At 45.0% G+C, this 13849-nt stretch carries 16 protein-coding genes; 13 read left to right on the top strand and 3 right to left on the bottom strand.

Features of this window, described 5'->3' with window-relative positions; all coding sequences use genetic code 11:
• Positions 1-4: 4 nt before the first annotated feature.
• Complete coding sequence (pstB, locus tag BTR1S_RS08965; protein ID WP_006637562.1) at positions 5-784, top strand: phosphate ABC transporter ATP-binding protein PstB; 780 nt, start codon at positions 5-7, stop codon at positions 782-784.
• An 83-nt stretch (positions 785-867) separates the two neighbouring features.
• Here the strand turns inward: pstB and BTR1S_RS08960 are convergent, their stop codons facing one another.
• Complete coding sequence (locus BTR1S_RS08960) at positions 868-1350, bottom strand: endolytic transglycosylase MltG (protein WP_006637561.1); 483 nt, start codon at positions 1348-1350, stop codon at positions 868-870.
• The gene (locus BTR1S_RS08955; protein ID WP_006637560.1) at positions 1347-1697 is read right to left on the bottom strand and encodes a hypothetical protein; all 351 of its coding nucleotides are present in this window, start codon (positions 1695-1697) and stop codon (positions 1347-1349) included. Before BTR1S_RS08955 ends, BTR1S_RS08960 begins: the two co-directional genes overlap by 4 nt.
• Positions 1698-2245: 548 nt before the next feature.
• Between BTR1S_RS08955 and rpmG the strand changes: the two genes are divergently transcribed.
• The 12 genes from rpmG to BTR1S_RS08890 all read left to right on the top strand — a co-directional run bounded on the left by rpmG (position 2246) and on the right by BTR1S_RS08890 (position 13587).
• Positions 2246-2395 (top strand): 50S ribosomal protein L33, encoded by a 150-nt coding sequence (gene rpmG / locus BTR1S_RS08940; RefSeq protein ID WP_006637557.1) that lies wholly within the window; start codon positions 2246-2248, stop codon positions 2393-2395.
• Positions 2396-2445: 50 nt separating this feature from the next.
• Positions 2446-3006, top strand: a complete 561-nt coding sequence (locus BTR1S_RS08935; RefSeq protein WP_006637556.1) for a 5-formyltetrahydrofolate cyclo-ligase — start codon at positions 2446-2448, stop codon at positions 3004-3006.
• Positions 3007-3052: 46 nt separating this feature from the next.
• Positions 3053-3226 carry a protein YqgO gene (gene yqgO, locus BTR1S_RS22780; protein WP_006637555.1) on the top strand — a complete coding sequence of 58 codons (174 nt, stop codon included), beginning with the start codon at positions 3053-3055 and terminating at the stop codon, positions 3224-3226.
• Positions 3227-3329: 103 nt separating this feature from the next.
• On the top strand, positions 3330-4868 hold the full coding sequence (locus BTR1S_RS08930) for a rhomboid family intramembrane serine protease (RefSeq protein WP_006637554.1): 1539 nt from the start codon (positions 3330-3332) through the stop codon (positions 4866-4868).
• A 72-nt stretch (positions 4869-4940) separates the two neighbouring features.
• Positions 4941-6395 (top strand): spore germination protein, encoded by a 1455-nt coding sequence (locus BTR1S_RS08925; RefSeq protein WP_029419370.1) that lies wholly within the window; start codon positions 4941-4943, stop codon positions 6393-6395.
• A 97-nt stretch (positions 6396-6492) separates the two neighbouring features.
• Positions 6493-6690, top strand: coding sequence for a YqgQ family protein (locus tag BTR1S_RS08920; protein ID WP_006637552.1), 198 nt, complete (start codon positions 6493-6495; stop codon positions 6688-6690).
• A gap of 29 nt (positions 6691-6719) precedes the next feature.
• Complete coding sequence (locus BTR1S_RS08915) at positions 6720-7691, top strand: ROK family glucokinase (protein WP_029419371.1); 972 nt, start codon at positions 6720-6722, stop codon at positions 7689-7691.
• Between the two features lie 140 nt (positions 7692-7831).
• Positions 7832-9742 carry an LTA synthase family protein gene (locus BTR1S_RS08910; RefSeq protein WP_006637550.1) on the top strand — a complete coding sequence of 637 codons (1911 nt, stop codon included), beginning with the start codon at positions 7832-7834 and terminating at the stop codon, positions 9740-9742.
• A gap of 158 nt (positions 9743-9900) precedes the next feature.
• A complete protein-coding gene (locus tag BTR1S_RS08905; RefSeq protein ID WP_029419372.1) occupies positions 9901-10845 on the top strand; it encodes an iron-hydroxamate ABC transporter substrate-binding protein in 945 nt (314 codons plus the stop codon).
• A 119-nt stretch (positions 10846-10964) separates the two neighbouring features.
• A complete protein-coding gene (locus tag BTR1S_RS08900) occupies positions 10965-12092 on the top strand; it encodes a M14 family metallopeptidase (protein ID WP_029419373.1) in 1128 nt (375 codons plus the stop codon).
• Positions 12093-12157: 65 nt separating this feature from the next.
• Entirely contained in the window at positions 12158-13258 is a 1101-nt protein-coding gene (locus tag BTR1S_RS08895; RefSeq protein WP_006637547.1) for a YqgU-like beta propeller domain-containing protein, read from the top strand.
• Between the two features lie 14 nt (positions 13259-13272).
• Positions 13273-13587 carry an MTH1187 family thiamine-binding protein gene (locus BTR1S_RS08890; protein ID WP_006637546.1) on the top strand — a complete coding sequence of 105 codons (315 nt, stop codon included), beginning with the start codon at positions 13273-13275 and terminating at the stop codon, positions 13585-13587.
• A gap of 57 nt (positions 13588-13644) precedes the next feature.
• Here BTR1S_RS08890 and BTR1S_RS21815 read toward each other — a convergent pair whose 3' ends face one another.
• Positions 13645-13818, bottom strand: a complete 174-nt coding sequence (locus BTR1S_RS21815; RefSeq protein ID WP_006637545.1) for a DUF2759 domain-containing protein — start codon at positions 13816-13818, stop codon at positions 13645-13647.
• Between the last annotated feature and the right edge of the window lie 31 nt (positions 13819-13849).

The following is a 13849-nucleotide window of genomic DNA, read 5'->3' as shown; positions in this document are numbered from 1 at the left end:
CATCATGAGCGGAGTCACAGCAGTAAAACCAAAAGAGGTGTACCTGATTCATGATTTGAATTTATGGTACGGCAGCCATCATGCTTTAAAAAATATTAATTTATCAATCCCGGAATATGAAATCACCGCGATTATTGGTCCGTCAGGCTGCGGAAAATCGACCTTCATTAAAACGCTGAATCTGATGATCAATATGGTTCCAAACGTCAAAATGACCGGTGAAATCAATTACAACGGCAAAAATGTGCTGAACAGCAAGGTTGATCTTGTTGAATTAAGAAAAAATGTCGGGATGGTGTTTCAAAAAGGGAATCCGTTTCCACAGTCGATTTTTGATAATGTCGCCTATGGACCGAGAATCCACGGGTTGAAAAATAAAAAAGAGCTGAATGAAAGAGTGGAAAAAGCATTGATTGATGTGGCTTTGTGGGATGAAGTGAAAGACCGCCTTCAGTCCCCGGCGCTCGGACTTTCAGGGGGCCAGCAGCAGCGTTTATGCATTGCGAGAGCGCTGGCGACGAATCCGGATGTGTTGCTGATGGATGAGCCCACATCTGCTCTGGATCCCGTTTCCACTTTGAAAATCGAGGAGCTGATGCTGAAGCTGAAAGAAAAGTATACGATTGCGATCGTAACTCATAATATGCAGCAGGCTTCCAGAATTTCCGATCAGACGGCTTTTTTCCTGATGGGTGAGCTGATCGAATGCAATGATACAATGAAAATGTTTTCGTCCCCTGATGATGCACGGACAAAAGATTATATAACAGGACGTTTTGGCTAACGCCAAAAGGCCGCCGATCAGATTCGGCGGCCTTTTATATTTGCGTTCAAAAAAAACAGGCTGGGATTGACACAGCCTGTTTTTTATCGGGACAGAGTTTTCAAAATGCTTTTTAAACTCGATCCGCGTTTTAATTCATATTTGCCTGCACGGATTTTAGATTCATAGCCGGCATCTTTGACATAGTCTTTAAAGTCATCAGCGGATGTGACGACTTTTTCTTTTTCAAGAATATCGGCAACTTCTTCCGTACTCATGCCTTTTTTGATTTCAAGCTTGTATTTGGAGCCTTTTTTCGCCTCGTCAGCGGCGCTGTTGTCATCTTGGCTGGCATCGTCATGCTTTAACGATTTTTCCTTATATTGAAGGAGTTCCTGGTAATCCGCCCGTTTCAGCGAAACCTGCTCATTGTCCTTCAAATATGCTTTGACATCGGCTTCACTGACTTTTTGGCCGTTTTTTGAAGCTTCTGCGTTGCCGCCGCCCGTCATGTAAAACGTCCCTGCCAGAACGGCGGTCGCCAAAATCATCCCCCCGGCGAAAGCCTGTACACTTTGTCTGGTCATACAAGCACCCTCTCATTATCTTTAATGATCGCCTTCACATCTTCAACTGAGACATGCTCTGCTTTGGCAATCGCTTCTTCAGACATGCCGTTTTGATATTTTGAAAGAATTTGCTTTGCGATATGCTGGCTGATGCCTGCGTTCGGCCTGCGAACGACAACATTTGAATCGAGAAGCTCTTCTTCAAGCACCGTCATTTTCTTTTTCAGCTTATAGATTTCCTGCATGGCAGACAGCTGAAGCGTTTCAAGCTCCTGTTCAACTTCTTTAATCGGTTCTCTCTGAAAATATGAGAATGCGATCAGCGCAATGCTGACAATGAGCAGCGCAATGATAGCAATTTCCACGTTCATCACCTTCAATTCTTATTTTCTCCTTCTTTTTTATACCATAAAAACGCTTGCTTCAAAAGGAATTAATAAAAAAAATAAAAATTTTGTCGAAAAAGTTAATGTTCATTGCGGCATAGGATTGGTTTTAAGAAAAAAAGCTTTCCGGGGAGGGGATGATGATCAAACGGCGCGCCTGGAAAACATCTTCTCAAGATAATATTCGAACCGAGTTTTCATTTTCTAGCGCTCATTTAAAAATTGCTTACTATAATCACTGCAGCTGACATAATTAGGTGACAGATTCCGCCTGTCAGCCGCCGAAGCATTGGGCATGGAGAAGCGGATCATATGTCCGCCCTTCCTTCGGGACAGGGAAGCATGGCGGCCGCCAGAGTTTTTCGTTTGGTCCGGCAAATATGAAAAAGCATGTTGAAGAGACGTTTATCCGGAATCTTTTCGCCAAACCGCGACAAACTGAAAAAAACGCCTGGCATTCCGGCGCCATAAGTGGTATTATAGATAAGTCTGAACAGCAAATGATATATAGTTTGGAGGGAAAATAAATGCGCGTAAATATTACTTTGGCTTGCACAGAATGCGGCGAGCGTAACTATATTACTAAAAAGAACAAGCGTAATAACCCAGATCGCGTTGAATTCAAAAAGTATTGCCCACGTGACAAAAAATCAACTTTACACCGCGAAACAAAGTAAGCAGCAGGAATTTTCCTGCTGTTTTTTCAATATAAGAGGGGGTGAGCGAAGTGAAACGATTGTTGAGAAGCGATGTGAGAGAGAAACTTGCAAAGCTTACAGACGAAGAATTTCAGCAAAAAACGGAAGCGATCCATCATGCATTCTTTCAGTCAAGGCAATGGACAGAATCGTCTGTCATCGCCCTTACCATATCACGAAAGCCGGAAGTTCCGACAAGGCCGATTATTGAACGGGCCTGGCGCGAAGGAAAGACGGTATGTATACCAAAATGCCTTCCGGAAACAAAAGACATGCAATTCCGCCGTTTTAAAGATGACAGCGAGCTGGAGGTTGTCTACTTCGGACTCCAGGAACCGATCATACATAAAACAGACCTGATCATGCCTCAAGACATCGACCTCATCCTCGTTCCGGGCGTATGCTTTGATCGGCATGGCTATAGAATCGGCTATGGAGGCGGTTATTACGACAGATATTTAGCCGGTTTTCATCATGAGACGGCCTCACTTGCTTTCCACTGCCAAATGATTGAGCGGGTTCCCCGCGAAGAGCATGATATTCCGGTCAACCGGATTTTCACAGATAAAGCAACATGGGGTTGCAGCTGAATAAATATCGGAAAATGAGACACGATACGGTTATAGGAGGGATCATATGAGGAAAATGACTTTTATCGTATTAGGCACACTTGCCGCTCTCGTATTTTTTCAAAACCGCTATCGTGTGATCAATTTCATTCTTGGCCGCGACCGAATCCGCCACTACTTCATTCATTGGATCATGAGAATTCCGTTTTTCCGAAATAAGTTTATCCAGCAGGCTTTTTAAATCCCGTCTAGAACGGGATTTTTTCATGCCCGGACAGACAGGAGCCGCGCAATGAGGGCGGTTTCTTGTTATAATGAACAAAAACCAATTGTGGAGCGACGCTATGTATTCATTTGATTATATGTACTGGTATATCATCAAGCATCTATTACAGCGGGATTTTGAGCTTGTTCAGGCGCCGGCTTCGTTCGGAGAAGCCTGGCTTGAAGCCGGGGGAAACGCGCCATATGATTTGGTCCGCATCTTCCGGAAGGATGTTGATTTTAGACAGGAGCTTGTCCGCGATCTTGAATCTTTAATGGAGAGAACGGAGCGCTTGAGGGTCGTCTCAGGCAGACGGAAGCTCTCTGTATTAACCATTTATTTATCAGCGCAGGCGCCTGTCGATGAATGGGAAGATGTCGTCAGTCATCCGGTTGAGGCCAAGAGAGTCAGCATTGCGCCGATTTTTATCGATGAAACCTCGATCGAAGCCGGCTTCAATAAAATCGCGATTGCATTAAATACAAATTTCGGTGAAGTGCCGGAGCGCTTCAGACATGCAACTTATGAAGAAGTCGAATCCATCAGGGCCGAAGCGCTTGCTGCTGCCAGACGAAAAGAGGAAGAAAGAAAGCGGGAAGCCGCGGTTTTTGAAAAGGGCAAACCGGTGTTTACCTGGTTCTTCGCCGGCCTTCAGGTGATCATGTTTCTTTTATTAGAATTAGCCGGAGGAAGCCAAAATACCGAAACACTCATTCGTTTTGGCGCAAAAGAAAATAGTTTGATATTGGCGGGAGAATGGTGGAGGTTCGTCACTCCGATCATTCTTCATATCGGATTGATTCATCTCATGTTCAACACGTTTGCGTTATTATCAGTAGGAGCGGCGGCCGAGAGGGTTTTCGGTTCATTCCGTTTTCTTATCATTTACATAACAGCCGGTGTTTTCGGTTCGATCGGCAGCTTTTTGTTTAGTCCGTATCCTTCGGCGGGAGCATCGGGGGCGATCTTCGGCTGTCTGGGAGCTCTGTTGTTCCTTGCTTTTTCGAATCGGAAGGCCTTCTTAAAAACGATTGGAACCAATATTATGGTTATGATCATCCTCAACCTCGGGCTCGGCTTCGCCGTTTCAAACATTGACAATGCCGGGCATATCGGCGGATTGGTCGGGGGGTTACTTTCGGCAATGGCCGTCGGGCTTCCAGAGAAAAAAAGGCTGGCGCAGCGGGTGATTGGCTGGGTTCTCGTGCTGATCATAGGAGGGGGAGCCCTCTACTGGGGCTTTCATTCCACACCCGTTCAGGAAAGCGCCCTGCTGTATAAGGCAGGGAAGTTGTATCAAGAAGGCGAGTATAGAAAGGTGAAGGACGTCTTGCAGGAAGCTGCCGGGCGAAAGGACGCTTCAACCGACATTCTGAAAGTGCTCGCCACTGCTGAAATTCAGCTCGGTGAATACGATTCTGCTGAAAAAAGACTCGCGGCCGTCGTTGAAAAAGATCCAACTGATCACGCTTCCCTTTATAATTTAGCTTGGCTGTACAATAGAAAAGGCGAATTGGAGAAAGCCGAGCAGACCGTTGAAAAAGCGCTAAAAGAAAAACCTGATGAAGACATGTATAAAACGCTGAAAAAAGAAATTAACAATGAAATGGCGCAATAAAAAAGTATGAAAAGCTCCCGTTATGTTAAAAATGGTCTGATGAAGACAGATTGATTTGACGGGAGCTTTTGCATGGAAAAAAAACAGTATGTCCAAGAAAGTTTGGCTGAAAATATCGAATATTTGAATGAAAAGTTGGGGGTCGACAAAAGCTTTGACATGATCCGGCTTGATATGATCTATGCCGGAAGAAAGATGGCGTTATATTTGGTCGACGGGTTTGTAAAAGATGATATTATGCACCACCTGCTGAAAAATCTCTCAAAGCTTTCCCCTGAATGTTTGGAAGACGATCCGCTGGAAAAGCTGATCAAGACGTACATCCCCTATATTGAAATTGAGACAGAGGACGACCTCGACAAAGCAGCTGCACAGGTGCTGGCGGGCCCGGCCGTTTTGCTCGCCGACGGTATTGATCACGCCATTATGATAGATGCGAGAACTTACCCGGCGAGAAGCCCGGAAGAGCCTGATAATGAACGAGTCGTCAGAGGGTCGAGAGACGGTTTTGTTGAAACAATAGTGTTTAACACGGCATTGACAAGAAGGAGAATCCGCGACAGGTCATTAAGAATGGAGTTTCTGCAAGTCGGAAGAAGAAGCAAAACTGATGTCGTCATTTGCTATCTTGAAGACATCGCCGATTTGGAAAATGTGAAAAAGCTGAAGAAATCACTGGAAGCCATCGATACGGACGCGCTGACAATGGCTGAAAAAACGCTGGAAGAATACATCGGCGGCCGGCATTGGAATCCCTACCCGACGGTACGCTATACAGAAAGGCCCGATACGGCGGCCGTGCATTTGTATGAAGGCCACATTCTCGTTTTTGTTGACGGGTCACCCAGCGCTCTGATCACGCCCGTAACCTTTTGGCACCATATGCAGCATGCCGAAGAGTACAGAAATAAGCCGCTTGCAGGCGCTTATTTGAGGATGGTCCGCTTTATATCGGTGCTGGCGTCGATCTTTTTACTGCCGCTATGGTTTTTGGTTTCGATTCATCCCGAATTGCTCCCGGACGCCCTTCAATATATCGGGCCGGAAAAAAAAGGAGCGATTCCTTTGCTGGCTCAGTTCCTGATCATCGAAGTAGGGGTCGATATGATGAGAATGGCCGCGATTCACACCCCTTCATCCCTTGCTACAGCCCTCGGTCTTGTGGCGGCCTTAATGATAGGCGAAGTGGCGGTGCAGGTCGGACTTTTCTCTCATGAGGTCGTTCTGTACCTTGCAATCGCAGCGATCGGTACGTTCGCCACGCCGAGCTATGAGATGAGCATTGCAAACCGCCTTGTCAGACTCGTGCTTCTCCTCGCCGCAGGCGCTTTCGGTCCGATAGGCTTTATCGTCGGAATATTTTGTTGGATCATTTATTTGGCAAGGATGAAATCTTTTCATGTCCCTTATTTATGGCCGTTTATTCCCTTCAATTACAGAGCTTTCCGTGATATCGCGATCCGCACGCCAATGCCGCTGAAAAATAGAAGGCCCGTTTTTTTGGACCCGCAGGACCCTGACCGCTAAAGTCTGTTTTCAATCAGAAAGCAGGCTTTTTTTTGCTTGACGCAAAACCCGATTATTTATACGCTATTGTTAGGTCTTAAAAAGAATGGTGAATCAAATGAAAACAGCATATGATGTTCAGGTATTGCTGAAGCGATTCGGCTGCTATGTGTATTTCGGAGATCGGGAGCTGGAGCTCGAATATATGATGGACGAACTCAAAGAAATGCTTCTTTCAAACCTGATAGAAAAAGAAGAATGGGCACAAGCCATGACGATTTTGCAGAATGAACTGACAAATATAAAGAGAAAATAAAACAGTTGGGTTGTAAGGGGGACTAAAAGATGAATGAAAGCTGGCTGGTCGGGATCGACCTCGGGGGAACGACTGTAAAACTTGCTTTTGTAAGCGCTTATGGGGAAATCAAACACAAGTGGGAAATACCGACGGATAAATCGGGAAATACGGTGACGGTCAGCATAGCAAAGGCGATTGACAGCAAACTGAGGGAAATCGGCAAACCGAAGCACATATTAAAATATATCGGAATGGGTGCGCCGGGACCGGTCAATATTGAGACCGGAGTTGTCTACAAAACGACAAATATGGGCTGGGAAAACTATCCTTTAAAAGATCACTTGGAAGCGGAAACAGGCTTGCCTGCCGTCATCGAAAACGATGCAAACATCGCTGCCCTCGGGGAAATGTGGAAAGGTGCAGGAGACGGCGCCAAGGATTTGATTCTTGTTACGTTAGGTACAGGAGTCGGCGGGGGTATTATTGTAAACGGAGAAATTGTCCATGGAGTAAACGGAGCCGGCGGAGAAATCGGCCACATCTGTTCTGTTGCAGAAGGGGGAGCCCCATGCAACTGCGGGAAAACCGGCTGTATTGAAACCATCGCGTCCGCGACCGGCATTGTGAGAATCGCCAAGGAGAAAATGGCAGCGGGCGACTGTGAAACCGTTTTAAACAAATATGAGTCTTTAACATCCCGCGATATCTTTGAAGCCGCGGAGCAATGCGACCCTGTCGCAACAGATGTGATCGGTTATGTAACCAATCATTTGGGACTGGTTCTCGGCAATTTGGCAAGTTCCCTGAACCCTTCAAAAATCGTCATTGGCGGCGGTGTGTCAAAAGCGGGCGAAATCCTTCGCGCCAATGTTGAAAAATCCTTTAAAAAATACGTGTTTCCAAGAGCGGGAGAAGCTGCCGACATCGTCATCGCTACCCTCGGGAATGATGCTGGGGTCATCGGAGGGGCTTGGATCGCCAAGAACGCATGGCTGAAGAGCCAGGCTCAGCTTCAATGAAACCGTTTATAACACCTTGTTTAATGGATTGATTTTTTTGTACAGACAAGTTAAGATATAATTTAGTTATTTTTGGTATCTTTTCAAAAACGTACAATTGAAGGAATCTGCCCGAGTTTTGCTCTATAGGGAGGATTGGAATGCAAAAGTCATTTTTTTCGAAAATTTCATTTTTGTTCATTGCGACATTGCTGATGTGGCTGAAAACGTATGTCGTTTACAAAACAAGCTTCAATATTAAAATTGAAAACTTCATGCAGGAGTTTATATTGTTTATCAACCCATTAAGCTTTTTGCTGTTTGTATTTGGAATCGGGCTGTTTTTTAAAGAAAAAAACAGAAACCGCTTTATCATCGGGGCCAGCATCATTCTGACGCTCGTCCTCTTGGCAAATATGATTTTCTACCGTTTTTATAATGACTTTCTGACGATTCCTGTACTATTTCAGACGAATAACATGGGTGATTTGGGAAGCAGCATCAACTCGTTGTTCATGCCCGCCGATCTGCTTTTGGCCGTCGATATCGTAATTTTGATTTGGCTGTACAAGCGCCAGCCGGTGAAAGCAGGCGGTGCTGCGACAAGGAAAGAGCGGGCGGCTTATTTTCTTTTTGTCGCCGCCGTTTTCTTTTTCAATTTGGGCGTATCGGAAACAGAACGGCCGCAGCTCTTGACGAGATCGTTTGACAGGGAAGTGCTCGTCAAGAACATCAGTCTCTATAATTTCCATATCTACGACGCACTGATCCAGTCCAAGCAGTCCGCCCAGCGTGCGTTGGCTGACAGCAACAGCCTCACCGAAATTGAAAACTATGTCAGCGCAAACCGGACGGATCCGGACAAGGAACTGTTCGGCATTGCCAAAGGGCGCAACGTCATTTTAGTGTCCTTGGAATCCACACAAAGCTTTGTCGTGAACCGCAAATTGAACGGCAAAGAAATCACCCCTTATTTGAATGACCTGATCAAAAAAAGCTACAGCTTTGACAACTTTTACCATCAGACGGGGCAGGGAAAAACCGCCGATTCTGAATTCATCGTCGATAACTCTCTTTATCCTTTGGGAAGGGGAGCGGTCTTCTTTACAAATGCGGCAAATGAATATACGGCAATGCCTGAAATTTTGAAAAACCACGGCTACTATTCTTCTGTTTTTCATGCGAACAACAAAAGCTTCTGGAACCGCGACATCATGTATGATTCTTTAAAGTATGACAAGTTTTACGATATCAAATCATATGATGTGAATGATCAAAACTCTGTAGGGTGGGGATTGAAAGACAAAGAATTTTTTGAGCAGACAGCAGAGCTTATGAAAGGCATCCCGCAGCCGTTCTATACCCGTCTGATCACGTTGACGAATCATTTCCCATTTGAGCTGGATGAAGAAGATAAAATGATTGATGAATTTGATTCAAAAAGCGGCACATTGAACCGATATTTTCCGACCGTCCGCTATCAGGATGAGGCACTGAAAAGGTTTATTGAAAAACTGAAAGAGAATGGACTGTATGACAATTCGGTTATCGTTTTGTATGGCGACCATTATGGAATTTCAGAAAACCATAATGAAGCGATGGGACAATTCCTCGGCAAGGAAATTACGCCTTTTGAGGAAGTGCAGCTTCAAAGGGTTCCGCTCGTGATCCACATCCCGGGCGTCACCGATAAAAAGCCGAAAACGATTGATACGGTCGGCGGGCAGATTGATATCCGTCCGACTTTGCTCAACCTGCTCGGGATTGATTCAAGCGATCAGGTCCAGTTTGGGAACGACCTGTTTTCCGGAGATAAGATGGAATTCACTGTCCTCCGCGACGGAAGCGTCATTACGAAAGATAAAGTATACACGGATGGCGTATGCTATGATAAATCGACCGGCAAGCCTACGAAGAATAAAGATGGCTGTGAAGCGTTTGCTGAAAAAGCAAAACAGGAGCTTTCATACTCAGATCAAATCATTTACGGCGATTTGCTGAGATTTTATGACAGTGAACGATTAAAAAAACAGTCAGCTTCCATCAAAAAGAAAGGCGATAAAAAAGAATGAGAAAAGCTTCCGCTGTCATAGTGGAAGCTTTTTTTATGCTCTTTGGACGCGGTTTCATCGTTTCAAAAAAACAATGGTTTACGGATGAAAAGCTGTGGTATAATCGAATTGATAATGATTCTCTTTATCACTAATAGTTCGGAAGGAAGGTATGATATATGGCTTTTAGACGCAGGACATTCATTGCTGCATTCTTTGCCTTATTATTGATTACAGCACTGGCAGCATGCGGAAATAAAACAGAAAGCAAAGGTTCTTCTTCAGACTCAAATAAGGAAGAAACGATTACATACAAGGCTGAAAATGGAACGGTTAAAGTTCCTAAGCATCCTAAAAGAGTAGTTGTCCTGGCCGACGACTACTACGGATACTTGAAGACGCTTGGCATTCCAGTGGTCGGGGCATCTGAAAGGGTTTTCCAAAACCCGTATTTCAAAGGGAAAACCGATGGTGTGACAAACATTGGAGACGGTATGTCTGCTGAAAAAATCATTAATTTAAAACCGGATCTGATCGTTGTATGGACAACTCAAAAGGTGGATATCGAGAAGATGGAAAAAATCGCGCCGACTGTTGCTTTGAAGTATGGCAAGAGCAGCGCGGAACAGCTGAGGGATTTCGGAAAAATGACGGGTACTGAAGATAAAGCGGAAAAGTGGCTGGCCGAGTGGGATAAAAAAGTTGCAGCGGCAAAATCTAAAGTGCAAAAAGCCGTGGGCGACAAAACGGTTTCCGTTATGCAGACAAATGGAAAAGAAATTTACGTATTCGGAGATAAATACGGACGGGGTGGAAGCATCATCTATCAAGATCTTGGTTTAAAGGCAACGAAGCTGACAAAAGAAAAAGCGATCAGCCAAGGCCCTGGATATACGAGCATTTCTTTAGAAAAGCTGCCTGACTTCGCCGGAGACTATATGTTTATCGGACCTTGGCAATCAGGCGGAGACGACGGCGGCGTGTTTGAAACATCCATCTGGAAAAATCTTGACGCTGTCAAACATGGACATGTCTATAAAATCGACCCGATCGGCTTCTATTTTTCTGATCCGATTTCTTTAGAAGGACAGCTGAAGTTCATTACAGACAATTTGACGAAATAAAATAAAAGAAACGTTTTTTGCGGCGCTTCCGTCCTGTGGACGGAAGCTTTTTTTCGCTTGCAAACGCGCAGAGTTTTTGAACAGGCATCCTACATATGCTATTGTGGGAGGGATCATTGATGGCATTCATCTACATCAAACCGGAGTTAAAACAAGACATGACAAGATTGTCAGACATCCTGAACATACCCGAACCGCTTTTAATCAGCGCAAACCTTCACGCGGACTTAGACGTATTTTATTTTCCCGGATTGCATGTTCAAGCAGGAAAAGAAGCGCCGGCAGCCGAAACATATGAAGAGATGAAATTATTGGTAAACAGGCAGCCGAAACTGGAACATGAAAAATGGCTGACAAATAGGGCGGTTCATGATTCACAAACATTGAAACAAGAAATGGAAAAAATTGCAGATTGTTTTCCGTTTGTCACATACCATATCATTGGCCGTTCTGTATTGGGCCAGCCTATTTATGAACTGAACATCGGAGAGGAGAACGCCGAAAAAAGAACGCATATCAATGCCTCTTTTCATGCGAACGAGTGGATCACCACATCGGTGCTCATGAAATGGATAAAAGAATATTGCCTGTCTTTATGCAAAGATGAGCAAGTGTTCGGGTTTTCCCCTGTGCAGCTTTTCCGCATGACAAAACTTTCAATTGTTCCGCTTGTAAATCCCGATGGCGTTGACCTTGTTTTGCACGGTCCCGGTCATCTCGGACTAGAGCGGAAGACACTGGATGAAATGAATGAATATCAGCCTGATTATAGAGAATGGAAAGCGAATATCAATGGAGTGGATTTGAACAATCAATTTCCGTCTTTTTGGGAAATCGAAAAACAGCGAAAGCCACCTAAAGCGCCTTCATACCGGGACTATCCCGGGGACGCTCCGCTTACAGAGCCTGAGGCGGCAGCCATGAGGAATTTGATCGTAAGGCGCCCGCCGGACCGCCTTGTCGCGCTTCATACACAAGGGGAAGAGATTTATTGGGGCTATAAAGGCTATGAGCCCCGGGAATCCGCGGACGTCATTCAAACGTTTGAGCGGTTCAGCGGCTATAAAGGCGTCAGATACATTGACAGCTACGCCGGTTTTAGGGACTGGTTCATCCATCATTTCGGCAAAGAGGGGTATACCGTTGAACTTGGAAAAGGGAAAAACCCTTTACCATTGGAACAATTTGACGATATATATTGTAAAAGCAGAGGAATTCTTTGGGCATCATGTTTTTTTGAGGGCTGAAACCTTTTGCGGCGCAAAACCGTAAAAGGAGGTAGCCGAACATTTATGGAAGGAGAATGGCTGGTTTGAGAGTTTCATTATTAATCATAGCCGCTGTGATGACAGTTTTAACAGCCGCCTGTACACCTTCGGAATCTAGCGGTTCAGAAGGTGACCATCATGCGGTGACCGACGGAAAGAAAAAAAGCGATGAAGCAAGCGGAGAAAAAAAGATTGTATCGCTGAAGGACCGGTATTTTGATGAGGCGGCAGGGTGGCTGGATAATGAAACCATTTTATATACCGCAACAGACCCGGTTGCAGGAAGTGAAGTAAAGTCATATGATATATTTACAGGGACGGAAAAAACGATATATAAAACCGATGAACGGCTGATCACAGCTGAACTTAACCGGGAAAAAAATATGATTCTCGTCCAAACTGCAGGAGACGGCTCCAAATTTAAATTGACGCTTATCAATACGCGGGGCGAAAAGCTGTTTGCAAAAGGATTCAACACCCATGAACTTCAAGTGGACTGGAATGAATTCGATCCTTATCTTTTATATGTAACGGCATTCACAAAAGATTGGGAGTATCGTTCGTTATTGATCAATGCAAAGGAAAATAAAACAGACCAAGACGTCGTCCAGGCCGCTTTCATTCATTGGACATCGCCCGATTCGTTCGATTATGTGAAGTGGGATAACAGGGACCGGGAAAAGCCGGCTCCTGTTTATTCCTATAACATATCGGCGGGAAGGGAAAAGAAGCTCGCGGATGACGCGCTGCATGCCGATGTATTTAAACATGTGCGGCTGATCGTGACATCATCTGAAAAAAGCGGGGAGGGAACCTACATATTTTCAGATGTACCATCATCGAAAAAACGGCTGTCTTTCACCCTTCCGCTGTTTTCCGATGATGCAAGCCTGTCTCCAATGGAATACAGCTATGATCAGAAAAATGAATGGTTCTATACGTATCAGCCGGGTGAATCTAGCTCCCTGTTTGATCTGATATCCATCAATCTTAAAACAGGAGACCGGCGGGTGGTTCAGGAAGGCATCGAAATGCTTCCGATCACTGTGTCTCCTGATGGTAAATACGCATTGTACGGCTATGCGCAGGATAAGGTCATGTCACTCGGTTCAAAAACAATAAAATCCCTTGTAGAGAAGGAATAGGAAGGAGCAGTACAATGGCGATAGCAGACGTAACCATCATTCCGATTGGAACAGAAACCCCGAGTGTAAGCGCGTATGTTGCGGAGATTCAAACGATTTTAGAAGAGTTTAAAAAAGAAGGCAAAATCAAATATCAGCTGACACCGATGAACACCTTAATTGAAGGTGAATTAAGCGATGTGTTTCAGGTGATTCAGACCATCCATGAGGCACCTTTTCAAAAGGGGATACACAGGGTGGCCACCAATATCAGAATTGATGACCGGCGCGATAAGAAAACGACAATGGAAGGCAAGCTGTCTAGCGTTCAAAAACATTTAAACCGATAAATAAAAAAGCCTTGTTCCGGCCGGAGCAAGGCTGTCCCATGCGCAGAAAAGGCAGCTTTAGTGTGCTGTCGGATACCCGCTGTGAATAATCGTCATGACCGTAAACCAGCCGAAGACCAAAAAAGCGGCTCCGCCGAACAATATTCCGAGAACGTTGATTTGTTTGAGCGAACGAAGAACCCCAATAGCAGATAATATCGAGACAAGGCCAAAAATGATTACGAGCAACATCAATATAAACCCCCTTCGTTTGGTTCCCCTG

The organism is Bacillus sonorensis NBRC 101234 = KCTC 13918 (genome assembly GCF_001592005.1).
Taxonomy (GTDB): Bacteria; Bacillota; Bacilli; order Bacillales; family Bacillaceae; genus Bacillus; species Bacillus sonorensis.
Note: the sequence above shows the minus strand (reverse complement) of the source record. Positions and strands in the feature narration are given on the sequence as shown.